Below are 24185 nucleotides of genomic sequence, written 5' to 3'. Positions count from 1 at the left end.
CGCTCGGCATGACGTTCTGCCATTCCCAACGTCTCCCCTGCACCCGCCGTACTTTTGCCCCATGCGCTTCTTCCTTGCTTTCCTTATCAGCTTCACCGCGCTGGCCGCTCAGGCCGGGCCGCCGCAACTGCTTCTCGACGTCGCCCGCTTTCGCAACATTGACAAAGTGGTGAAAGGCGCCGAGGTTGAAATCTACGTGACCGTGCCCACCCAGCCGCTCACTTACCGGCAGCGGGCGCCCCGCTCGTTTCAATCGGCGGCCACCGTTACGCTCGACGTGCTGAAAGCCGACGGTAGCTCGGCCTACCACGAGGTGGTGACGCTGAAGCCACCGGTGCTCAACGACACCACCATTGCCATCAAAAACCCGCAGAGCTTTCTCAAGCGCATTCTCTTGCCCGATGGCAAGTACACCCTGCGCGGCACCGTGAAAGACCAGTACCGCAGCGCCAACGGCGAAACCACCGTGGAAAAACCGCTGGTGCTGGAAGCGCCGGCCGGGCCTTTCCTGAGCGACGTGGTGCTGCTGGCGCGCCCGGCCGCCAAGAGCGGCGGCGACGACAACTTTGCCCGCGGCGGCTACCGCCTCACCCGCGCGCCGGGCGGCACCTACGGCCGCGGCGCCGACAACATCTTCTTCTACACGGAGCTGCACAACGCGCCCCAGGGCCAGCCCCTGCGCGTGCACTACCACCTCACCACGCCCGACGGCTCGGCCGCCGACGCCGACGCCTCGCTCACCCCGCAGTCGGGCCGCCCCACCACCATCGCGGGGCAAATGCCGCTGGGGCCGCTGCCCGACGGGCCGTTTACGCTCTTCATTGAAGTATACGGCGGGCCCGGCAACAAGAAATTGCTGGCCGGTCATCGCGCCATTGGCCAGCGGGCCTCGGCCGAATTTGCGCCCGGCGGCGCAGCAGTACCCCGCTAAGCATGGCCACCAAAGGCGCTCTTTCCGGCACCGGCCGGCCTTATGCCTGGTACTTTGAGCCGCTGCGCTGGCTGCTGCTGGGCTTGGCGCATCTGCCGCTGGCGGTGCTCTACGGGCTGGCGGAGTTCATCTATTTCCTGTTGGCCTACGTGGTGCGCTACCGCTGGCGCGTGGTGACGGAAAACCTGCGCAACTCATTCCCAGAACAAAGCCCGGCCGAAATTGAGCGCACCGGCAAGGCGTTCTACCGCCACTTTTCGCAGGTGGTGGTAGAGATTTTGAAGTTGGCCGCCATCTCGCCCGCCGAGCTGGCCCAGCGCATGCGCTTTGTGAACCCCGAACTGATGACGCGCCACTTCGCCGACAAGCGCCTGGTGCTGTCGCTGGGCTCGCACATGGGCAACTGGGAATGGATACTGAGCGGCGCCGCGCTGGAGTTTCCGGGCCGGGCGGCGGGCGTGTACAAGCCGCTCAACAATTTGTTTTTCGAGAGCTTCATGCGGCGCCTGCGCACCCGCCTGGGGGCCGATGCCGTGCCCATGCTCGCCACGCTCCGGTACCTGGTGGCCCACAAAGGCCAGGGGCACACCCTAAGCCTGCTGACCGACCAGGCCGCCGGCCCAGAAGACCGGCCTTATTGGACCGACTTCCTGCACCAGGATACCAGCTTCTACACCAGCGCCGACCGGCTGGCCGTGCAGCTCGACTGCGCGGTGCTCTACGTGGGCATCCGGCGAGTGCGGCGCGGGTACTACGAAGTGACCTTTACCGAGCTGCCCGATGGCCGGGAGGCGGCCACCGCACCCGCCGGCACGTTCCCGGTGACGGAAGCTTTTGCCCGGCAGTTGGAAAAAGACATGCGCGCCTCGCCGGAGCAGTACCTCTGGACGCACCGCCGCTGGAAACACAAGCGGTAGGGGAGACCCGTTTGTCATTGCAAGCGCAGCGTAACAATCTTTCCTCTCGATGCAGAAAAGTCCTAGATGTGACCAAACCTATTTAAACAAAAAGCCCCGACTCTACTGCAGAGCCGGGGCTTTCTATGTTATTAAGGTTCGTCGCTGAGAGAAGACGGATTGCTTTGTCGGGCCGCCTCGTAATGACAGGTGCCTACAGATACGGCTCGATGTCGCCGGCACCTTCGCGCACGATTTCAAACTCGTCGTTGATGCAGTCGACGATGGTGCTGGGGGTGTTGCCGCCGAAACCGCCGTCGATGACGAGGTCCACGAGCAGGCGGTACTTCTCGTAAATCAGGTCCGGGTCGGTCACGTATTCTTCCAAGGTTTCCTCGCTTTCGCGCACCGAGGTGCTCACGATGGGGTTGCCCAATTCCTTCACCAGCTGGCGGATAATTTGGTTGTCGGGCACGCGGATGCCGACGGTTTTGCGCTTCACGCCGCCGAAACGGGGGGCGTTGGCGCTGGCTTCAAACAAAAAGGTGAAGGGGCCGGGCAGGGCTTTCTTGATGACTTTATAAGTGGCGGTGGTGATGCCGTGGGCGTAGTCGGAGATGTGCGACAGGTCGTAGCAGATGAAGCTCAGGTTGGCCTTTTCGGGGTGAATGCCTTTGATGCGGCACACACGCTCCACAGCTTTGGCATTGGTTACGTCGCAGCCGATGCCGTACACGGTATCGGTGGGGTAAATAATGACTCCCCCTTTGCGCAGCACTTCAACGGCTTGCTGAATACGGTTTTGCGGCGGATTTTCGGGGTGAATGCGAAGAAGAGTGGCGGGCATGGGGTGAGGTGGGGAATGAAAGCGTGAAGGCCAGCCGCGGCCGGCGATGGACAGCCCCGGGCGGCGGCGCGGGGCCGGCCAAGCCGTAGGGGCGGGCAAGGTACTACGCCCGGCCGAAACGAACCAACTACGCCCGGCCCGCGCGTCCGGGTTGCCGGGCTTCGTACTTTTGACGCCGCTCCCTCGCAATTCTTCGTCATTCCCATGTCCCAGCCTGCCAAAAAGACGGCCCTCGACTACCGCAACCAAGCCCTGAAGCGCCGCCGGCGCTGGGGCGTCGTCAGCATCGTTTTCACGCTGGCGCTGGTGTGTTTTTCCTACTATTTCTACCAGGTGTTTTTCACCGCCAACATCGAAACCAAGGGCAAGCCCACCTACGTGGTGATACCGCGCGGCGCCGATTGGAAGACGGCTTTGGGCGCCATCGACAAAACCGGCGCCGTGGTGGATAAGCTCTCGCTGCACTTCGTGGCCCGGCTGATGAAGTACGACCAGCCCGGCGCCGTGAAGCCCGGCAACTACGAGCTGAAGGACGGCTTCACCAACCGCCAGCTCATCAACGTGCTCAAGAGCGGCTCGCAGTCGCCGGTGAAGCTCACCTTCAACACGGTGCGCCTGCGCAACGAACTGGTGACCAAGCTGGCCAGCCAGGTCGACGTGCCCGCCGCCCGCCTCGACTCGCTGCTGCGCGACCCCGCCTACACCAAGAGCCTGGGTTTCGACACCACCACGGTGCTCACCATGTTCATTCCGAACACCTACGACACGTACTGGAACACCTCGGCCAGGCGCCTGATGCAGCGCATGAAAACCGCCTACGAGCAGTTCTGGACGCCTGCCCGCGACGCCCAACGCGAAAAGCTGGGCCTCACCCGCGCCCAGGTAAGCACCCTGGCCAGCATTGTGGAAGCCGAGCAGCAGCAGCACGCCGACGAGCGCCCCCGCATCGCCGGTGTGTACCTCAACCGCCTCAAGCGCGGCATGAAGCTGCAGGCCGACCCCACCGTGGTGTACGCCAACCGCGACTTCACCATCAAGCGCGTGCTCAACGTGCACCTGCAAAAAGACTCGCCATACAACACCTATAAGTACAACGGCCTGCCGCCCGGCCCCATCAACCTGCCCAGCATTGCCAGCATCGACGCGGTGCTGAAGCCGGAAAGCAACAACTATCTGTATTTCTGCGCCAAGGAAGACTTCAGCGGCTACCACGCGTTTGCTACCAACGAGACGGAGCACATTGCCAATGCCCGCCGCTACCAAGCCGCGCTGAACCGGGCCGGGATTAAATAACTTAATATTAGAACGTCATGCAGAGCGCAGCGAAGCATCTTGCCCGCAGGAAGCAATCCAATCGACAGAATTACTGGTAGCGGGCAAGATGCTTCGCTGCGCTCTGCATGACGTTCAGTTAATTACCAAAAATGTATCAATCTGACATCCAAATCCGCGTGCGCTACGCCGAAACCGACCAGATGGGCTACGTCTACCACGGCAACTACGCGGCCTATTTCGAAGTGGCCCGCACCGAGGCCTTTCGCAAGCTCGGCATCAGCTATAAGGAGCTGGAAGCCGACGGCGTGGGCATGCCGGTGGGGGAGCTGCGCACCCGCTTCCGCCGGCCCGCGCGCTACGACGACCTGCTCACGGTGCGCCTGCTGCTGCGCCAGCCGCCTGAAGGCACGCGCGTGCTGTTTGATTATGAGATTTATAACGAAGCCCAAGAGCTGCTCACCGAAGGCCACACACTCATGGTGTTTGTGAAAACCACCACCGGCCGGCCCGTGTCCATCCCCGAAAGCATCCAGCAGCAGCTGGCGCCGTATTTTAGCGACGACGACCTCGAAAGCCCGGTGCTGCCCAAGCCCGGCGCCATCCTGCCCGACGCGCCCGCACCGGCCGCGTTTCGGAAATAGAAAAGCTGCGAACAGTTAACCGTTAGTAAAGCGCTTTTCGCAGCTGATATTGTTCACTGATAACTGTTAACTGTCCCTTGAAAGCCCCTGCCGCCATCAGCCGAGCCCGCTTTCCGGATGTGCGCCGCCAGCGCACCTACCGGCGGCTGATTGTGGGCCTGAAACGGCTGCGGCTGCCCGGCGGCCAGGCCTCGGTCTACGACATTCTGGACCGCATCCTGCACGAGCTGCGGCTCGACTCGCTGGAAAAGCGCGCCGCCTATATGGCCTTCAACCTCACGGTAGCCCTGTTCCCGACCATCATTTTCCTGTTCACGCTTATTCCGTACATTCCCGTGCCGAACCTGAACGTGGACATTCTGCAGTTTCTGGCCGATTTCATGCCGCACGAGCTGTACGCGGCCACCGCCTCCACCATCGAGGACATCGTGAACATTCCGCACGGCGGCCTGCTTTCGTTCGGTTTTGGCACCGCGCTGGTGCTCAGCTCCAACGGCATCATGGCGCTGCTCGATGCTTTCGAGAAGAAGTACCCGTGGTTTAAGCACCGCAGCTATCTGCGCAAGCGCATGATTGCCACGGCACTCACCTTCGTGCTGTCGCTGATACTGGTGCTGGCCATCACCGGTATTTTCTTTGGCACCTACCTGATTGACGGGCTGGTATTCTATGAAATCGTGCCCGAGCGGTTCACCGATTTGGTGCTCACGCTTATTCGGTACGGCTCGCTGGTGGGCCTGTTTTTGAGCACGACCTGTGTGATTTACTACTTCGTACCGCCCGTGCACGACAAGTGGCCGCTGCTCTCGGCCGGGGCCGTGGTGGCCACGCTGCTCATCTTTCTAGTGTCGTTCCTGTTCACGCTCTACGTGCGCATCTTCAATTCCTACAACACCTTTTACGGCTCCATTGGGGCGCTGGTGGGCTTCATGGTGTGGCTGGAATTTGTGTGCATGACACTGATTATCGGCTTCGAAGTGAACGTGAGCATGGACGCCATCACCGGCCGCCGCCGGCAAATGATGCGCGAGCAGCTGCGAATGCGGAACGAGGAGTGAGGAATTGATTCTGAATGGAATAGGAAAAAGTGTGAAATTTTTTCTTCGCTCCTGGTTTTTCATTCCGCATTCCTTTCTACTTTTGCACTCCCCAATCACTCGGGGGCCTGTATAGAGAGGTGGCAGAGTGGTCGAATGCGACGGTTTCGAAAACCGTTATACCGGCAACGGTATCGGGGGTTCGAATCCCCCCTTCTCTACAAAAAGGCTTTTTCTGCGCTGGAAAAAGCCTTTTTTGTTGCCCAAGCTTACCACAGCGCGCTACACAATTGCCCCAGAGAGCTGGCAGAGTGGTCGATTGCGGCGGTCTTGAAAACCGTTGAGGGTTAAACCTCCGGGGGTTCGAATCCCTCGCTCTCTACGCCCAAAGCCCCGTTTCTAGGCTAGAAACGGGGCTTTTGCTTTGTAGCCGGGTAGGATTTCTACTTATGCTGCGGGTGGAGTTCCGGTTGGCAGGCCGTGCAAGTATATCGATGGCATTCTATCTTTGGCCACACTTCATTATTTGCTGCATATGGCCTTAAACTTTGATGAATTCCAGAAAGTCGTGGAATCGGCGCAACAAGCCGACGCGGTAAAAGCTGACCTGAAGCGCGCCCTGCGCAAGGTGACCACCGCCCTGGGCGCCCTGCAGGCGTCGTTGGGTGAGATGGAAGCCGTACTGGCCGACGGCTACGTGTCGACGCCGCGCACCCGCAAGCCCCGGACGCCCAAAGCGCCCGCCGAAGGCGGCGCCAAAAAGCCCGGCCGGCCGAAGAAAAACGCCTAAGCACCGGTTACCCCGTTGAAAGGAGGCGCTTCTTGCAGAAGAAGCGCCTCTTTTTGTTGATTCACCGTTTTAATTGCTTTCCCCACATGAATAACGACCTTTCTGCCTTCGACAAAGCCCGGACGGGGCTGTGGACCAGCCTGCAAAAGCACCTGGCCGCCGTGTACGAGGCTGAAGCCGCTTTTGCCGGGGGCGTGGCCTTTGCCGCTGGGACGTTTCCGTTTGCGGCCTCGGCGGCCACGGCTGAAGAGCTGGACCTGTACGGGCAGCATCGGCGGACCCTGCGCGACTTGTTTACCGACGAAACCAACCAGCTCGATACCCTGACGAAGGCCATTCGGCAGAAAGGCTACGCCGAAGACGAGAAAAAGCAGCTGTATCTGCTGCTGCTCGGCTACATGGACATTGCGGCTGCCGTGTTTGCGCGGCTGCACACCGACGTGCCCGCGTCTTTACCCAAGGACGAAGAGCTGGCCGAAACCACGGCGCGGTTTGCGCGGGTGCAGAAGTTTGCTCGCCTGAATGTGAAAGGGCTGCCGGGCCTGCTGTAAGCGGCTACTCTGTATACATGACGCAGGCGTGGCAACTGGCCCTGGTGGCATTTTTTCTGGCGGTGGGCATGGGCTACGCGGCCCGAACCGGCAAGCTGACGCCGGCGGGCGTGTGGCTGGGCGGGGCCGTGGGCCTGGCCATTTACTGGGGGGCGGGCTTTGTGGGGCTGGGGCTGCTGGCGCTGTTTTTCGGGCTGGGTACGGCGGCCTCGGGCTGGCGGGTGGCCGACAAGCACCGGCTGGGCCTGGCCGAGGAAAATAAGGGCCGCCGCACGGCCGGGCAGGTGCTGGCCAACGCCGGCGTGGCGGGTGCACTGGGCCTGCTGAGCGGTGCCTTTCCGGCCTTCGCGCCGCTGGGACAGCTGATGCTGGCCGGGGCCTTTGCCGCGGCCACCGCCGATACGCTGTCGTCGGAGCTGGGCAACGTGTATGGGCGCCGGTATTACAACATCCTCACGTTTCGGCCCGATGCCCGGGGTGAAAACGGCGTGGTGAGCCTTGAAGGCACGCTGCTGGGCCTGGCGGGCAGCGCAGTCATTGCCGGCGCGTATTGCCTCGGCGGTGGGTGGGGGCCGTGGGTGGGCTGGCTGCTGGTGGCCGGCACGGCCGGCAACCTGGCCGACTCGGTGCTGGGGGCCACGCTGGAGCGCCGAGGGCTGCTGCCCAACAACGCGGTGAACTTGCTCAACACGCTGGTGGGGGCGCTGGTGGCGGCCGGGCTGTGGTGGCTGGCAAGCGCCTGAGCAGCGCCGCTGACAACGGCGCGGGCCCGTTTGTCGTTGCAGGCACCTAACGTTGTGCTTAGCCTTAGTCCATGCCTCGCCTTACTCTTTTGCTGCTAGCCCTGGGGCTGGCTTTTTCTGCGCGTCCCGCGGCCGCCTACGCCGTGCTCACCCACGAGGCCAACATCGACTCAACCTGGGAGCGCTGTCTGGTGCCCGCCATTCTGAAGCGCTATCCGACCTCGACCCCGGAGCAGCTGATTGACGCCAAGGCCTATGCCTACGGCGGGGCCATCATTCAGGACATGGGCTACTACCCGTTCGGCTCGAAGCTGTTCACCAACCTCACGCACTACGTGCGCTCCGGCGACTTCGTGCGCAACCTGCTGCTCGAAGCCGAGGACCGCAACGACTACGCCTTTGCCCTGGGCGCGCTGGCTCACTACGCCGCCGACCGCAACGGCCACTCCGAAGGCACCAACCGCGCCGTGCCCCTGGTGTACCCCGACCTGAAGGCCAAGTACGGCGACGTGGTGACCTACGAGCAGGGCAAAGTGCAGCACGGGCAACTGGAGTTTTCCTTCGATGTGGTGCAGCTGGCCAGCGGCAAATACCATAGCCAGGACTACCACCAGAAGATTGGTTTTCAAGTAAGTAAATCGGCCCTGGAACGGGCCTTTTTGAAAACCTACGGCCTGGAGCTGGGCCAGGTCATTGTGAACGTGGACCTGAGCATTGCCAGCTTTCGCTTTGCCGTGAGCCAGCTCATTCCGCAGGCGGCGCGGGCCGCGTGGCACTACAAGCGCAAAGACATTCTGAAGCTGAGCCCCGGCGCCCGGCGGCGCGACTACATGGAGCGCAACCACCCCAAGGCTTTCCAGAAGGAGTACGGCAACGACTACCAGCGGCCGGGGTTTGGGGCGCGCATCATTTCGTACTTCATTCGCGTGCTGCCCAAAATCGGGCCGCTCAAGCCGTTTGCCTTCAAGCTGCCCACGCCCGAGGCCGAAAAGATATTCCGCAGCAGCTTCCGCTCGGTGATGGCCAAGTACTGCGCCGATATTGCCCGCCAGCCCGCCGACACGGCCGCCGCGCCCCTCGCGCTGGCCAACATCGACTTTGATACCGGCCACCCCACCCACGCCGGCGAGTACGGCCTGGCCGACGAAACCTACGGCGAATGGGTGCGCAAGCTGGCCAACAAAAAGTTTGAGAACCTGAACCCGGTGGCCCGCCAGAACATCCTGGCGTTTTATGGCACCGTGCCCAAAAAGCCCCTGTCGGAAGAGGAGAAGGAGGCCGGCAAGCAGAAAGAAACCCAGGAGGCGCTGGAGCAGCTGCGCGCCCTGAAGTAAAGGAATCGTTACCGGGCTGGGTGGTGTATCTAATATAACCTACTTTAGATGCAAGTTTGGCGAGTGCCTGGCGGGACAGCCGTTGGGCGCGTTCGCCTGTTCGGCACTTGCTTCCCCGATGGCTTCTGTAGTACTTTATTTCTCACCTTTTCCTTTCTCCATATGAGCAAACTCCTTACGCATCATCGGCCGGCTCACTGGCTGAAACTGTTTTATGCCTTGGCTTTGCTGCTGCCCCTGACGGGGCGGGCCCAGGTCGTCATCAGCCAAGCCTATGGGGGCGGGGGCAACTCCGGGTCGGTATATAAAAACGACTTCATTGAGCTGTTTAACCGGGGCACCACGGCCGTGAACGTGACGGGCTGGACCGTGCAGTACGCCAGCACCACCGGCACCTTTACCACCGCCAACTCCACCACGCTCTCGGGCACCATTCAGCCCGGCAAATACTACCTTATTCAGGAAGCGGCGGGCTCGGGCGGCACCACCAACCTGCCCACCCCCGACGCCACGGGCACCATTGCCATGGGCGGCACCGGCTTCCGGGTGGCCCTGGTGAACAACACCTCCCTGGCCACCGCCACCACGGGCCCCAACTCCACGTTCTCGGCCAACGTGGTCGACTTCCTGGGCTCGGGCTCGGCCACGGCCTACGAGGGCGCCTCGGCGGCTCCGGCCCCCAGCAACAGCAACGCCAACCTGCGCGCCAACGGCGGCTGCACCGACACCAACGTGAACGGCAACGACTTTACGGCGGCGGCGGCGGCACCGCGCAACTCGGCTACCACGGCCAACCCGTGCGCCACCCCGGCCGAGATTAACGTGACCGATGGCACCGTGACTTACCTCACGGGCAGCACCTACAGCGGCTTTGCCACCACCACCGTGGGCAGCGTCGACACCAAGACGTTCACCATTGAAAACACCGGCGGCACGGCCCTGACCGTGAGCAGCGTCGCGGCCACCGGTGATTTTTCGGTGAGCGGTGCGCCCACCAGCGTAGCAGCCGGCAGTTCGGCCACGTTTAGCGTGAGCTTTGCGCCCACGGCCGCTGGCACACGCACCGGCACGCTCACCATCACCAACAGCGACGCCGACGAGGGCTCGTACGTCATCGACCTGAGCGCGCAGGGGCAGGCCTCCACGGCCAACCCCGAAATCAACCTGCAACAGGGAGGCATCACCTTCCTGACGGGTAGCACTTACAGCGGCTTTGCCAATACGGCTACGGGCGCGTCCAGCGCTGCGGTGACGTTCACCATCCAGAACCTGAGTACCACCGATGCCCTGAGCATCAGCAGCGTTTCGACCACGGGCGACTTTTCGGTGTCGGGCCTTGCCACGCCGGCCACCGTGCCCGCCAACGGCTCCGTGACCGTGAGCGTGGTGTTTGCGCCCACGGCGGCGGGTACCCGCACGGGCTCGCTCGTGGTTACGAGCAACGACCAGGACGAAAGCACTTACACCATTGCCCTGCAAGGGGAAGGGCTGAACCCCGCCCCGGCCATCAGCAGCCTGGCGCCGGCCTCGGCCACGGCTGGCGACGGCGCCTTCACGCTCACCGTGAACGGCAGCAGCTTTGTGAGCGGCGCGGTGGTGAGCTTCAACGGCGTAGACCGGGCGACGACCTTCGTGTCGGCCACGCAGCTCACGGCGGCTATTCTGGCCAGCGACGTGGCCACCGCCGGCACCTACAACGTGGTGGTGACCAATCCCACGCCGGGCGGCGGGGCTTCGGCCGCGGCCACCTTCACGGTGAACCCGCTGCCGGCACCCACCCTCACCAGCATCAACCCTGCTTCCATTGTGGCCGGGCAGGCCACTACGGTCACCTTCACGGGCACCAACTTCGTGAACGGCGCCACGGTGAGCTTCAACGGCGCTACGCTGACCACCACGTTTGTGAGCAGCACCACGCTCACGGCCAGCATCACGCCGCCGGCGCAGTCGGCCACGGCCACGTACCCCGTAACGGTGACCACGCCCAGCGGCGTCACCGCGGCGCGCACGCTCACGGCCACCGGCGTCTTTACGCTGGTGCCCATCAGCCTGGCGGCCGTGAATACGCCCGTGACGGAGGACTTCAACAGTCTGGCGGCTTCCGGCACCGGAGCCAAAACCACCCTGCCCACGGGCTTCGACTTTTTTGAAGCCGGTGGCGACACCAACTACTCGGCCGGCACGGGCTCGTCCAACGCCGGCGATACCTACAGCTTCGGCAGCACGGCCGTGCCCACCGACCGGGCACTGGGCACCGTGCTCAGCGGTTCGGTGACTTCGCGCTTCGGTGCCCAGTATGTGAACAACACCGGCCAGACCATCACCAGCCTGGGCGTCAGCTACACCGGGGAGGAGTGGCGCCTGGGCACGGCCGGCCGCACCGACCAGCTCGATTTCCAGTACAGCACCACGGCCACCGGCGTCAATGCCGGGACTTACGTGGATTTCAACACGCTTGATTTTGTGACGCCGAACACGGCCACCACCGGCGCCAAAGACGGCAACGCCGCCGCCAACCGCACGGCTGTTTCGGGTATTATCACGGGCCTGTCCATCGCCCCCGGCGCGACGTTCTTCATTCGGTGGCTGGATGCTGATGCCTCCGGCGCCGACGACGGCCTGGCCGTGGACGACCTCTCGGTGACGGCCAACCCCGTGCTGGCGGCCTGCAGCGCCCCCGACACGCCCACTTTCACCAACATCGCCCAAACCACGGCCGACGTAACCGTAACCCCCGGCCCGAACGGCTCGGGGCCCTACACCGTGACGGCCACGCCCACGGCGGGCGGTGCGCCCATCACGGCATCGGGTGCCTCGCCCGTGACGCTTACGGGCCTCACGGCCGGTACCAGCTATTCTGTGACGGCTACTTCGACCTGCAACGCAGGCTTCAGCAGCCCGAGCGCCACGTCGGCCGCGGCCACGCTGACCACCACGGCCGCGCCCACCGCCACCTTGGCCGTGACGCAAAACGGCACCGCTTACCCCAGCAACGGCGCGGCTTACGCCTTCGGCAACCAGACGCTGGCCACCACCAGCGCCCCGGTGGCCTTCACGCTCACTAACAGCGGAACGGGCGTGCTCACCATCAGCAGCATTACCGCCACGGGCGATTTTGCCGTGAGCGGCACGGCGCCTGCTACCGTAGCGGCCGGCAGCACGGCTACCGTAAGCGTGACCTTTACGCCCACGGTGCTGGGCACACGCACCGGCACGCTCGTTATTGTTTCCGATGCCAGCACCGGCGCTACCTACACCGTGAACCTGACCGGCAACGGCACGGCCGTGCCCGCCCCGGAAATTGACGTGCAACAGGCTAGCACCAGCTACGCCAGCGGCAGCACTTTCAGCGGCTTCCCCAGCACCACGGTGGGCAGCTTCAGCCCGGTGGCCTTCACGGTGCTGAATACCGGTTCGGCGCCGCTGACCATCAGTAGCGTGGTGCCGTCGGGCGACTTTTCCGTTGGTTCTTCCGGCGCGGCGCCCTATGTCGTTCAGGCGGGCGGCTCGCTGGCGCTGAGCTTCATCTTCGGGCCCACGGCGCCCGGCACGCGCACCGGTTCGGTGACGCTCGTCAACGACGACGCCGACGAGGCGAGCTACGTCATCAACCTGAGTGGCAACGCCACGGCCGCCCCGCTGCCCGACCTGACGGTGAGCTCCGGCACGCCCACCTCGCCCACGCCCATTGCGGGCAATTACAACAACGTCACCATTGCGGCCGGCGGCAACGCCATTGTGGCCGGTCCGCTTACTGTGGCCGGTACCCTCACGGTGCAGCCTACTGGCTTGCTCATTCAGAACTGCCAGCCCATCACCGGAGCGGGCAATTTCGTGCTGCAATCCGGCGCCGGGCTGGCCATCTGCGACGCGGCCGGCATTTATACAACGGGTGCGCTGGGCGCTATTCGCCTGTCGGGCACCCGCACGTATAGCCCAGGTGCTGCCTACATCTATAATGGCACGGTGGCTCAGGTGACGGGCCCCGGCCTGCCCGCGCAGGTATCGGCCCTGGGCGTGACCAACGCTGGCGGCCTGAGCCTGAGCCAGGCCGTGGCCGTGGCGCAGCAGGTGACCCTGCAGCTTGGCAATCTGAACACGAACGGCCAATCCTTCACCCTGCTCTCGTCGGCTGCCGGCACGGCCGTGCTGGACAACGGCACCCTAGGCAGTGTGGTGAACGGCACGGCCACGGTGCAGCGCTACATCAACAGCGCCAACGCCATAGGCTACCGCCACTACTCGGCCCCGGTGAGCAACACCACCGTGAACGACCTGGCTGCGCCGGGCTTCTCGCCCACGTTCAATACGGCCTATAACACGTCGCCCACGCCCAGCACCGTGACGCAGTTCCCCACGGTATTTGGCTACGACCAGAGCCGCGTGAGCACGGTGACTTCGAACTACGTCGGCTTCGACAAAGGCTGGTTCTCGCCCGCCGCCGGCGATGCCATGGCCGTGAACCGCGGCTACACCGTGAACGCACCCAACACGGCCCTGATTGATTTTGTGGGCACGCTGAACAACGGCAGCCAGAATTCGGGCACGCTGGCCTACACCGGCGCCGATGGCGGCTGGCAGTTCCTCGGCAACCCGTACCCGGCACCGCTGGACTGGAGCACCGTGGGCACTGCCCAGCGCCCCGGCATGGACGCTGCCATGTACGTGTTCCAGAGCAGCGGCCAGTACGGCGGCAGCTACCGCAGCTACGCCAACGGCGTGGGCGCTTCCTCGCTCATTCCCACGGCTTCGGGCTATTTCGTGCGCGTGGCTACCCAGGGCAGCACCGGCGCCGTGAACCTGACCAACGCCAACCGCGTGGCCACCTACGGCCCGCAGCCTGCCTTCGGCCGCGGCACCGTGGACGTGCGCCCGCAGGTGCACCTGCAGCTGAGCGGCGCCAGCACCGGCCTCGACGAGGCTTATGTGTACTTTGAAGCCGGTGCCACCGCCGGCCGCGACGCGGAGTTCGACGCCACCAAGCTGGCTAACCCCAGCGGCCTCAACCTGGCCTCGGTAGCCAATGGCCAGGAAATGGCCATCAACGGCCTGCCGCTGCCGGGCAGCGCCGCCGTCATCGTGCCCCTGGCGGTGCAGGTGCCGCAGGCCGGCAGCTACCGCTTTGCGGCTGCCAACGTGGCCAACTTCACCGGAACTGTAACGCTGGTAGATGCCCTCACCGGCACCCGCACGGCCCTGAGCACGGGCAGCAGCTACGCCTTCACGCTGGCCGCCACCACGGCCCCGGGTCGGTTCTCGCTGGAATTCCGTGCGGCCGGGGTGCTGGCTACTACGCCCGCCCAAGCCCTGGCCGCCCAAACACAGCTGTTCCCGAACCCGGCCTCGACCTCGTTCCGCCTGCAGCTGCCGGTGCTGAGCAGCAAGGCCGCGGTATCGGCCACGCTGGTGAATGCCCTGGGCCAGACCGTGCTGACGCGCAAGCTGAGTGCCCCGGCCGGTCAGGGAATCAGCGAGGAGTTTGACGTGCGCGGCCTGGCCGCGGGCGTCTACACGCTGCGCCTGAGCATCGACGGTACGCCTGTGGTGCGCAAGGTGGTGGTGGAGTAATCCTGCTGCGCCATCTCTGGTAAAAAAGGCCGGTCCCGCTGTGGGGCCGGCCTTTTTGTATGTACTTAGGCACTCAATTGCTCGTCCGCTATGAAAAAACAACTTGCAGCTTGGCTGTGCTCCTTGATGGGAGCGGCATTGATGGCCTCCGCGCCCGTCGGCACTGCCCGCCAGGAACCCGATACCAATAGCATCGCGCTGCTGGTTCTCAACCAGCCGCCCTGCACGGTGCCGAACTCCCAATCGGTTTTCAAAGCCAAGGTGGTGTATACCATCGCCAGCCGGGAGCAGTCGGAGCAGGGCTTCGCGGTGTCCATCAAGTTTCAGAGCACCGACCCGCGCATGACGTTTTCCAGCGGCCAGCAGGGCGACATTTCGGTGTCGAGCCGCCACGACACGCTGACGCTGGAATACCCGCTGGCCCGCGTTTGGGCCAACCCGCGCCTGAAGCGGCCGCTCACTTGCTACTTCTATCTGCACCGCAACACGGCACCCGGTCGCAGCACAGTCATCGCCCGAACGCCGCCCATCGTGTTTCGGGAGTGCCTGTAAGCTCGGCGGTAGAGAAAGGCGCTGAGTCTGGCACAGCAAAAAATAGGGGCTGACCTTAAACTCAGCGCCGCGGCTTGCGTCTATGGAGTATTCGTTGAAATTCCAGCACTTAAGCCGAAATAGTATGAAAAGAAACTCACTCGCACTTTTAGGGATGTCGCTGTTTGTCTCGCTGGCCGCCAGCCTGACGAGCCTCGCCCAGCCCCAGCACCGGCCCGATGGTCGGCCCGGCAACCCCGAAGTAAAGGCCTACGTGGCGGCCAACGTGACACCCGTGCTGCGGCAGCAGCGCCAGAAGCTGGAGCCCCAGCTCGCCGCCGAAGACCGGGCCCAACTGGCTACCTATCGCACGCAGCTGAAAGCGCTACAGGCCCAGGGGCAGGCTCTGCGCCAAAGCCTGCGCCCCGCCGGCACGCCTACCGACCAGCGCCCTCAGTTGACCGACGCCCAGCGCGAGCAAATGCACCAACTGCACCGTGAAACCCGTGGCGTTATGCTGAAGGTGTTCGAGATGGCGCAGAAATACGAAAGTGCCATTGCAGCGCTGGCCGCTGAGCTGCAGCCGCAAAAGGAGAAATGGAACACTGAAATGCAAGCCATCGTCCGCAAAAACGCTACGCCCGAGCAGCAGGAGCACATGGCTCGCTTCGGGGGAAGCGGGCATGGCCACGGCGGTCAGCCGCAGTTTTTCCAGGCTGCCAGGTTCCTGCTGATGGATGCCAGCGCCCCGGTCGCCGCGGCCGAGCCCACGCTGGGAGCCACCAGCTTCTACCCAAACCCCGCCGCCGCCACCACCCAAATGGAGTACGAGGTGAAAAAAGCCGGCCCCGTGTCAGTCGATTTGCTCGATGCCACCGGCAACAAGCTGCGTACGATTTTTACCGAAGCGCAGGCTGAAAAAGGGAATCACACCCAACAGCTCGATTTGCACGACCTGCCCGCCGGCACGTATTTCTACAGAATCACGACCAAATCGGGCAGCGAAACCAAGCGGTTTGTGAAGGAGTAACACACTAAAGTAAAGTTGCCCTTACGAACCAAAAAAGCCCCGCCTATATAAGCGGGGCTTTTTTGTGCATTGCAGCAGGCATTATTACTGCGCCTGCACCAAGTCGCCGCTCAGGCGGCGCAGCTGGATTTCGGCTTGTTTGGCCGAATAGCGAATGTCGAGCAGGCGGGTTTCGGCGTCGAGCTGGGTGCGCTGGGCTTCGCGCAGGGCCAGGGGCGTGAGCAGGCCCAGGCGGTAGCGCTCCAGCGCAATGTCCACATTCTGACGGGCCAGCTGGATGTTGGCTTCTTCGAGGTCGAGTAGCTGCAGGAAGTTCTGGTATTGGGCAAACGCCGTGGCGGCGTCGGCGTCGAGTTGCAGGCTCACCTGGTCGAGGCTGATTTTGCTTTGCTCTTCCACCACGCGGGCGTTTTGCTCCTGGCGGCGCAGGTTGAAGCCGTCAAAAATGGGCACCGAGGCCGTAATGCCGTAGTTCAGCCCCTGCACTTGGTTCACGCTGGAGGTGAGCACCGTGCCGGCAAAAGCGGCGTTGTTGACGTTGCGCGTGAGGCCGTAGCCCGACACCAGCCCGATGCGCGGAAAGCGCGCCGACCGGGCCAGCCGGCGGTCGTAGGTGGCCACTTCGGTGCCGAGGCGGGCCTGCGCCAGCCGCGGGTTACGGGTTTTGATGCCTTCGGTGATGGCCGCTTCGTTGAGGTCGCGCGTCACGGTCAGGCTGTCGCTGGGGGAGAAATCCTCGCGGGTATTGCGGCCCAGCAGGTTATTCAGCCGGATTTTGGCGGCGGCCAGGGCCTGCTGCTGCTGCAGAAACAGGCTGCGGTCGGCGTTGTAGTCCACGCGGGCCGTCAGCACTTCCACTTTGGCGGCCACGCCCACGTCAACCTGCGCCTGGGTGAGGTCGATGCGTGCCTGGCCAATCTTGAGGGCGGCTTCCAGGGAGGTGATTTTGCCGGCTTGGCGCACCACGTCGTAGTAGGCGTTGGTCACGGTTTCCACGGTTTCTTCCACCGTGGCGCGCGTGATTTGCTGCTGCTGCTGGCGCAGGGTTTTCAGCCGGTCGTAGGCGATGAACATGCCGAAGCCGTCGAACACCGTCCAGCCCAGCGTCACGTTGCTGTTGAAGGCGTTGGACGTGGCGCCGTTCACAATGCGCGGGTCGTTTTCGCCAAATTTCTGGTTGATGTTGTTGTTGTTGAACGTGCGGGTCAGGTTGCCGGTCAGGCTGGGCAGCTGGCCGGCGTTGCCGCGCGTCACGTTGTTTTGGGCAATGGCCTCGTCCTGCCGCGCCAGCAAAATACCGAAGTTGTGCTGCAGGGCTTCTGCTACGGCTTGCTGCAACGACAGCGGCGGGGCCGCCGCCACGCTGGCCGGCCGAGCCAGTTGGCTCGGGCGCGACGCGGGCAAGCCGCCCTTGGGCAAGCTGCTTTTGGGCACCTGCGCGTAGCTGAGCAGCGGGCCAAGAACAAAAATGAGAAGCGGTAATCGTTTCATGGAGGAAATTCAGAACATCAGACTCCCCCTATTTGAAGAGAGGAGTCGCGTGATGGCCTAAGCCGTCACGGCTTCGGCATTGGCTTCGGCCACTTTAGGCTTGTGTTTCTTGGCCGTGGCGAAATAGGAGTACATCACCGGCACCACGTACAGCGTGAGCGCCGTGGCGAAAAACAGGCCACCCACCACGCCAATGCCCATCGCCCGCCGGCTGAGCGCGCCCGCGCCGGTGGCAATGGCAATGGGCAAAATGCCCAGAATGGCGCACAGCGAGGTCATCAGAATGGGGCGGAAGCGGGCCGTGGCGCCTTCAATTAGCCCGGTCATGTAGTCCACGTTTTCTTTCTCCACGCGCTGGTTGGCAAATTCCACGATGAGAATGCCATTTTTCGTCACGAGGCCAATCAGCATGATGATGCCAATTTGCGAGAACAAGTTGAGCGTCTGGTTGAAGTACCACAGGCTGAGCAAGGCGCCAGAGAGGGCCAGCGGCACCGTAATCATAATCACCACCGGGTCGCGGAAGCTCTCGAACTGCGCGGCCAGCACCAGGTAAATCAGCACCAGGGCTAGGCCGAAGGCGAAGAGGAGGGAAGAGGAGCTTTCTTCGAAGTCGCGCGAGGTGCCGGCCAGCTCAGTGGTGAAAGTGTCGTCGAGGTTCTTCTCGGCAATGGCGCGCATGGCCGCAATGCCGTCGCCGAGGGTTTTGCCCGGCGCCAGCGAGGCCGAGAACGTGGCCGAGTTGTAGCGGTTGAAGCGGTAGAGCTGGGGCGGCGTGCTGCTTTCCTCCAGCCGAATCACGTTGTCGAGCTGCACCAGCTCGCCCTTGTCGTTTTTCACCGACAGCAGGCGCACGTCCAGCGGCTGGTTGCGGTCTTCGCGCGCCACCTGGCCGATAATCTGGTACTGCTTGCCGTTGCGGATGAAGTAGCCGTAGCGCTGGCCGCTCAGGCCGGCCTGCAGCGTTTGCGAGATGCTTTGCACCGAAATGCCCAGGCTCTGGGCTTTCTCGCGGTCGATGTTCACGCGCAGCTCGGGCTTGTTGAACTTCAGGTTCACGTCCACAAACTGGAAGGTGGGGTCTTGCCGGGCCAGGTCCAGAAACTTGGGCACGGCCGTGCGCAGCTTGTCAAAATTCTGGTTTTGCACCACAAACTGCACCGGCAAGCCGCCCCCGCCGCCGCCAATGCTCTGGTCTTGCGATACGGACGTGCGAGCCGCCGTTAGGCGCTTCACCCCGTTGGTGATGCTTTTGGCCACGTCGTCCTGCGACTTTTCGCGCTGGTCGGCTTCCACCAGCAGCACCCGGGCAATGCCCGAATTGGAGCCGCCCCCAAAACCCGGCGAGGTGACGGCAAACACGCTGTTCAGATTTTTTTCGCCCGTCGAGTCCATCGACAGCTTCGTGACCTGGGCCATGTAGCGGTCCATGAACTCAAACGAAGCGCCTTCCGGCCCGGTCGAGTTGATGCTGATGCGGCTGCGGTCTTCGATGGGGGCCAGCTCCGAGGGCAGGGATTTCATGAAGAAGTAGATGCTGCCGCCCGTCACCACAATCATTACCCAGGCCAGCCAGCGGTTGCTCAGAAAGGTTTTCAGGCTGTTCTGGTAGGCGTTTATCATCTTCTCGAAGAAGGGCTCGGTTTTGCGGTAGAACCAGTTGTGCGTTTCCTGGCGCTTCAGTAGCTTCGAGCACATCATGGGCGTGAGCGTGAGCGACACGAAGGCCGAAATCAGCACCGAGCCCGCCACCACGATGCCGAACTCGCGGAACAGGCGCCCCGTGATGCCCGTGAGGAACACCACCGGCAGAAACACCGCCGCCAGCACCACCGTGGTGCTCACCACCGCCATCAGGATTTCCTCGGAACCCTTGATGGCCGCCGTTTTGGGGTCTTCGCCCTCTTCAATCCTGGAGTAGATATTCTCCAGCACCACAATGGCGTCATCCACCACCAGGCCAATGGCCAGCACGATGGCCAGCAGCGTGAGCACGTTGATGGAGAAATTCAGCAGGTACATCACGAAGAAAATGCCCACCAGCGACACCGGAATAGCCACCACCGGAATGATGGTGGAGCGCCAGTCGCGCAAAAACAGGAAAATGATGATGACCACCAGCACAAAAGCTTCGATGATGGTGTGCTCCACCTCGCTGATGGACTTCTGAATGAAGACCGAGTTGTCGAAGCCCGGCTTCAGCACCAGGTCCTTGGGCAGGTCCTTGGCGTAGAGCTTGATGCGCTTGTTGAACTCGGTGGCGATGTCAATCTGGTTCGAGCCCGGCTGCGGAATTACGGCCAAGCCCACCATGGGCACGCCGTTTACTTTGAAGATGGTCTGGTCGTTTTCGGGGTAAAGCTCGGCGTAGCCGATGTCGGACAAACGAATCAGTGAAACTTCGTCCTTCCGGATAATCAGGTTGTTGAAATCTTCTACCGTGCTCAGGCGGCCCATGGTGCGCAGCGTGAGCTGGGTGGCTTCGCCCTGCACGGCGCCGCTGGGCAGCTCCACGTTTTCGCGGGTGAGGGCGGCCTGCACCTCCACCGGGCTCACGCGCAGCGCGGCCAGTTTCACGGGGTCGAGCCACAGGCGCATGGAGTATTTGCGTTCGCCGTACACGCGCACTTCCGACACGCCCGGAATGGTCTGGATGCGTTCCTTGAGCGTGTTGTTGGCGTAGTCCGTCAGCTCCAGCAGGGTGCGCTGGTTGCTGCTCAGGTAGGTCATCACAATGGGCTGGGAGTCGGCGTTGGCCTTGCTCACCACGGGCGGGTCGATGTCGCGCGGCAGGCGGCCCTGAGCGCCCGACACTTTGTCGCGCACGTCGTTGGCGGCGCTTTCCAGGTCGGCGTCAAGGTCAAATTCTACCGTAATCTGGGTGCGGCCGTCGCGGCTGTTCGAGGTCAGGTTCTTGATGCCCGCAATGCCATTCAAGGCTTCTTCAAGCGGCTCGGTCACTTGGCCCTGCATCACGTCGGCCGAGGCTCCGGTGTACGTGGCCTGCACCGTAATGATGGGCGGGTCCACACTCGGGTATTCCCGAATGCTGAGGTAGCGGAAGCCGATGACGCCAAAAATGATGATGACCAGGCTCATCACAATGGCAAGCACCGGCCGGTTAATACTGGTTGAAGAAAGGCTCATAGCTGCTGCTGATAGAACATCAAACTCCCCTCCTTACCAAGGTGGGGATGTTCGAGCCAAGGGCTCGAACGGGGGTGGCTGTGGCGTTAAACAACTTGCGCCTACTTCGTTCGGGTATCATTCACCGATTCACCCACCCCAATTTTTACGTACTTACTTCGTCACTTTCACGGCGTCGCCGGGCTTCACCTGCAGGATGCCGGTGCGCAGCACGGTGTCGCCCACGGCCAGGCCGTCGGTTATCTGAATAACCTTGTCAGAGCGGATACCGATTTTCACTTTCTTCGGCACCATCTTGTTGTTCTTCACCGTGTATACGCTGTAGCCACTGGCCTCTGGAATCACCGATTCGGTGGGTACCTGCAGGGCCGAGGTGGTTTCGCCCAGCTGCAGATTCACGCGCACGAAGGCGCCGGGGCGCAGTTCATTGTTGGAGTTGGCATAGCGGGCGCGCACCGGCTGGGTGCGGCTCACGGGGTCAATCTGCGGGTCGATGGCGTAAACTTTGGCGTCGTATTTCTTGCTGGTGGCTTCGTCGAGCACGCTCACTACGTCGCCCACTTTCACGTTGGTGGCAAAGCGGCCTGGCACGGCAAAGTCAATTTTCACCGGCTTCACCCGCGAGAGCGTCGTGATTTCGGCGCCGGGGCTCACGTAGGTGCCCACCGTGGCGGTGGTCAGGCCCAGCACGCCGGCAAAGGGTGCCCGCACGTAGGCCTTCGACAGCGTGGCGCGCAGGGCCTGCAGGTCGGCCCGGGCCGTAAGCAGCTGGTTGTTGGACTGCTCATACTCCTGAGCGCTGATGTACTCCTTATCGAGCAGAATGCGCTGGCGACGCTCCTGGTCCTGAAACAGTTTGATGTTGTATTCCTGCTTGCGAATGGCCGCCTGGGCCTCGTCGGCGTTGATGCTGAACAGCAGCTGGCCCTTGCTCACCGACTGGCCCTCCTTGATGTTGAGGCTGGTGATTTTACCCGACAACTCGCTTTTGATGACCACCGATTCCTCGGGCAGCACCGAGCCCGTGGCGGCCACTTCGTCGGTGAGGTTGGTGGCTTTCACTACATATACCTGCACGGGGAGCGCGCCGCCGCCGCCTTTGCCGCCCTTGCCGGCGGCACCGCCTTTGCCGGCCGCGCCCTTGTCGCCGCCCTTCTTATCGCCGGCGGTGTTGCTGGGGAAGTACTTCATTTTTACAAACACCAGCGCCGCAATGAGCAGCGCCGCAATCAGCCACCCCAGCCAACTGCGGCCCTTGGAGGGCGGCGTTTCAGGGTCGGGCTGCGCGGGCGGGGGCGCCGCGGTGGGGGCGGGGGTAGAAGTGGTTTCCCAGTTTTTGGGCGAGGCAACGGTGGTGTTTTCCAATGGCATAGTAGGCAAGAACGCACAAGCGCCGACGGATGTTCGGCCCCCGACTAAAGGCGGCAAAATTTGGAGCGCCCGGAATTGAATTCAGACTGCAAAAGTCCGGTTTTTACCCCAAAAGTTGCGTCCGGGGTGTTGAAACTAGACGTAGAGGGCCAACACCCAGACCGAGACTACCTTCGCCCCGATGAAGCCCACCGCCCAAAACCCGCCCGAGCCGCGCAATTTTTTTCAGGACGTGCACGAAGTGGCCCGCCTCATTCCGCGGGGCCGGGTAAGTACCTACGGCGCCATTGCCCATTACCTCGGCGCCCGGCACGGCGCCCGCACCGTGGGCTACGCCATGATGGCCGCCCACACCGCCGACCAGTTCGTGCCCGCCCACCGCGTGGTGAATCGCCTGGGCCACCTCACCGGCCGCCTGCACTACGCCACGCCCTTCGCCATGCAGGAAGCCCTCGAAGCCGAAGGCATTCGGGTGGAGGAGGACCGGGTGATAGGCTTCCAGAAGCTGTTCTGGGACCCCAGTACCGAGCTGGCTTAAGCCGGCAGCGGTGCGCTAGCGGCTGCGCTGCTTTTCCAGGGCGTCGACTTCGGCTTCGCCCTGGCGAGCGGGCATCCATTCCCAGGGCGACGCGGCCCTGGGCCCTAGCCGCACGTAGTTGGCCGCCGTGGTGCTGGGCGCCAGCAGCAGCGCCGGGCCACCGGGCGTGCCCACGCTCAGGCGCATGGGCCGCCCAAAGTGGGGCCACACCAACTCCAGGTACTGGCCCGGCTTGAGCTGGCCCACTTCGCGGTCGTTGAGCAGCAGGCGCTGGGGGGCGGGCGGCCCGCCCAGCGGCCGATACACGTACACAAAGGCCGTGTCGTGGCGTGGACGCGTGCTGGCATTGAGCACTGGCGCCGCCAGGCCAGAGCGCCAGTCCACCCCATACACTATGGGCTTGCCGGTGGTCCCCACCAGTTGCCCGCCGAAGAAACCGCCTCCAAGCCCTTGGTTTTCGGCTGTGCGCTTGGCTTGTTGGTTTTGGGCCGCCACATCGACGGGGGCCGCCCCGACAAAGGTGAAGATTTCGGCCTGCTGCGAAAGGGGGTGGTAGAGGTTCACGTGGCGTATGTAGGACTGCCAGCCGTCGGAAAAGCCCCACACGTTGTTTTTGTTGACGCGGGCTCCCGCGGCGGTGCGCACCTGGGCCTTCAGCAACACCGTGCCGTCCCACTCCGATGAGTTGCCGCCCACGCGGGCCGACCGCACCGTATCGAGGTCCACACTGGCCGTACTGTCGGGCCGGTTGGCCAGGAAATCTTCCACCGTGTAGTACACGCCGGCGCGGGGGTAGGCCGCCCGCAAAATGGCTGGTCGTGCTACCTGCGGGCGTTCGGCCACGAGCTGCGCCAGGGTGCGGGCGGGGCGCTTGGCGGCTGCGTCTAAATTGGCCTTGCTGGCTTGGTACAGACACTTTTCCAGCAAGCCCGCCAGGTGTCGAATATGTTCGTAGTCGGCGCTCACGCCCCGGGTGCTGATGCGGTCGGCCACGTTGCTCACAAAGTGGTAGCCGTCTGGGCGGTGTTCGTATACGTCGGCCACCAGGTCGGCTGTGGCGGTGCTCGCGTATCCCAGCGCCTTCACCGTAACGATTTCGCCCACCCGCAGTTGGCGCACGCACAGCACCACCGGGCGGTCGGTGGGCCGCTGCGTCACCTGCTGCTGAAGCCAGGTGGTAAGCTCGGGTTCGAGGCCGTTGCGGAAGAGCACGGCTGCGAAGTTGTTGTTGAGCCCGTGGTTTATCAGCCCGATGGCGGTTTGCGCACCCCGGCCGTCCACCACTTGTTCAATGTAAAAATTCCGTTCGGGCACCGCAATGCGTTCGGCGTGCAGGTCGAGGTAGAAGGGCTTGCCCTGCGGCGAAAGCGGCGACTGGGCCGCCAGCCGCAGCGCCCCGAGCGTGAAGCACACCGTGAGTGCAAAGCGCGTCAAAGTGGTAGAAAGTAAACTGGTGCTTAGCAT

General features: G+C 63.2%; 18 protein-coding genes and 2 tRNA genes. 15 read left to right on the top strand and 5 right to left on the bottom strand.

The window, feature by feature from the left end:
* Positions 1-61: 61 nt before the first annotated feature.
* Positions 62-931: a hypothetical protein gene (locus tag MUN81_RS17230; protein ID WP_245112649.1), complete on the top strand. Its 870-nt coding sequence runs from the start codon at positions 62-64 to the stop codon at positions 929-931.
* Positions 932-933: 2 nt separating this feature from the next.
* Positions 934-1848 carry a lysophospholipid acyltransferase family protein gene (locus MUN81_RS17225; protein ID WP_245112647.1) on the top strand — a complete coding sequence of 305 codons (915 nt, stop codon included), beginning with the start codon at positions 934-936 and terminating at the stop codon, positions 1846-1848.
* 193 nt (positions 1849-2041) lie between these two features.
* On the opposite strand, the gene MUN81_RS17220 is transcribed toward MUN81_RS17225, so the two are convergent.
* On the bottom strand, positions 2042-2674 hold the full coding sequence (locus MUN81_RS17220; RefSeq protein ID WP_245112646.1) for an L-threonylcarbamoyladenylate synthase: 633 nt from the start codon (positions 2672-2674) through the stop codon (positions 2042-2044).
* Positions 2675-2878: 204 nt separating this feature from the next.
* On the opposite strand from MUN81_RS17220, the gene mltG reads away from it, so the two are divergent.
* The 12 genes from mltG (at position 2879) to MUN81_RS17160 (ending at position 16174) form a co-directional block, all read left to right on the top strand.
* Positions 2879-3967 carry an endolytic transglycosylase MltG gene (gene mltG, locus MUN81_RS17215; RefSeq protein ID WP_245112644.1) on the top strand — a complete coding sequence of 363 codons (1089 nt, stop codon included), beginning with the start codon at positions 2879-2881 and terminating at the stop codon, positions 3965-3967.
* Between the two features lie 131 nt (positions 3968-4098).
* Complete coding sequence (locus tag MUN81_RS17210; protein ID WP_348533142.1) at positions 4099-4590, top strand: thioesterase family protein; 492 nt, start codon at positions 4099-4101, stop codon at positions 4588-4590.
* A gap of 77 nt (positions 4591-4667) precedes the next feature.
* A complete protein-coding gene (locus MUN81_RS17205) occupies positions 4668-5648 on the top strand; it encodes a YihY/virulence factor BrkB family protein (protein ID WP_245112641.1) in 981 nt (326 codons plus the stop codon).
* Positions 5649-5761: 113 nt separating this feature from the next.
* Positions 5762-5848: transfer RNA gene (locus tag MUN81_RS17200), tRNA-Ser, on the top strand.
* Between the two features lie 76 nt (positions 5849-5924).
* Positions 5925-6009, top strand: a tRNA-Ser gene (locus tag MUN81_RS17195).
* Between the two features lie 153 nt (positions 6010-6162).
* Positions 6163-6417: a hypothetical protein gene (locus tag MUN81_RS17190; protein ID WP_245112639.1), complete on the top strand. Its 255-nt coding sequence runs from the start codon at positions 6163-6165 to the stop codon at positions 6415-6417.
* A gap of 86 nt (positions 6418-6503) precedes the next feature.
* Entirely contained in the window at positions 6504-6968 is a 465-nt protein-coding gene (locus MUN81_RS17185; RefSeq protein ID WP_245112637.1) for a hypothetical protein, read from the top strand.
* A gap of 17 nt (positions 6969-6985) precedes the next feature.
* On the top strand, positions 6986-7711 hold the full coding sequence (locus MUN81_RS17180; protein ID WP_245112635.1) for a DUF92 domain-containing protein: 726 nt from the start codon (positions 6986-6988) through the stop codon (positions 7709-7711).
* Positions 7712-7782: 71 nt separating this feature from the next.
* On the top strand, positions 7783-9045 hold the full coding sequence (locus MUN81_RS17175) for a zinc dependent phospholipase C family protein (RefSeq protein WP_245112633.1): 1263 nt from the start codon (positions 7783-7785) through the stop codon (positions 9043-9045).
* A gap of 162 nt (positions 9046-9207) precedes the next feature.
* On the top strand, positions 9208-14613 hold the full coding sequence (locus tag MUN81_RS17170; RefSeq protein ID WP_245112632.1) for a choice-of-anchor D domain-containing protein: 5406 nt from the start codon (positions 9208-9210) through the stop codon (positions 14611-14613).
* A gap of 90 nt (positions 14614-14703) precedes the next feature.
* Positions 14704-15165: a hypothetical protein gene (locus MUN81_RS17165; RefSeq protein WP_245112630.1), complete on the top strand. Its 462-nt coding sequence runs from the start codon at positions 14704-14706 to the stop codon at positions 15163-15165.
* 154 nt (positions 15166-15319) lie between these two features.
* Positions 15320-16174, top strand: a complete 855-nt coding sequence (locus tag MUN81_RS17160; RefSeq protein ID WP_245112629.1) for a T9SS type A sorting domain-containing protein — start codon at positions 15320-15322, stop codon at positions 16172-16174.
* 84 nt (positions 16175-16258) lie between these two features.
* Here the strand turns inward: MUN81_RS17160 and MUN81_RS17155 are convergent, their stop codons facing one another.
* From MUN81_RS17155 to MUN81_RS17145, 3 genes are all read right to left on the bottom strand, one after another.
* Positions 16259-17665: a TolC family protein gene (locus MUN81_RS17155; protein WP_245112627.1), complete on the bottom strand. Its 1407-nt coding sequence runs from the start codon at positions 17663-17665 to the stop codon at positions 16259-16261.
* A 57-nt stretch (positions 17666-17722) separates the two neighbouring features.
* Positions 17723-20812, bottom strand: a complete 3090-nt coding sequence (locus MUN81_RS17150; protein WP_245112625.1) for an efflux RND transporter permease subunit — start codon at positions 20810-20812, stop codon at positions 17723-17725.
* A 153-nt stretch (positions 20813-20965) separates the two neighbouring features.
* The gene (locus MUN81_RS17145; protein WP_245112623.1) at positions 20966-22183 is read right to left on the bottom strand and encodes an efflux RND transporter periplasmic adaptor subunit; all 1218 of its coding nucleotides are present in this window, start codon (positions 22181-22183) and stop codon (positions 20966-20968) included.
* A gap of 181 nt (positions 22184-22364) precedes the next feature.
* Between MUN81_RS17145 and MUN81_RS17140 the strand changes: the two genes are divergently transcribed.
* Positions 22365-22721, top strand: a complete 357-nt coding sequence (locus MUN81_RS17140; RefSeq protein ID WP_245112622.1) for an MGMT family protein — start codon at positions 22365-22367, stop codon at positions 22719-22721.
* Between the two features lie 15 nt (positions 22722-22736).
* Here MUN81_RS17140 and MUN81_RS17135 read toward each other — a convergent pair whose 3' ends face one another.
* Positions 22737-24155 (bottom strand): hypothetical protein, encoded by a 1419-nt coding sequence (locus MUN81_RS17135; protein ID WP_245112620.1) that lies wholly within the window; start codon positions 24153-24155, stop codon positions 22737-22739.
* Positions 24156-24185: the final 30 nt, after the last annotated feature.

Source organism: Hymenobacter sp. 5317J-9, assembly GCF_022921075.1.
Taxonomy (GTDB): Bacteria; Bacteroidota; Bacteroidia; order Cytophagales; family Hymenobacteraceae; genus Hymenobacter.
The sequence above is the reverse complement of the archived record's forward strand: the minus strand, read 5'-3'. Positions and strand labels throughout refer to the sequence as shown.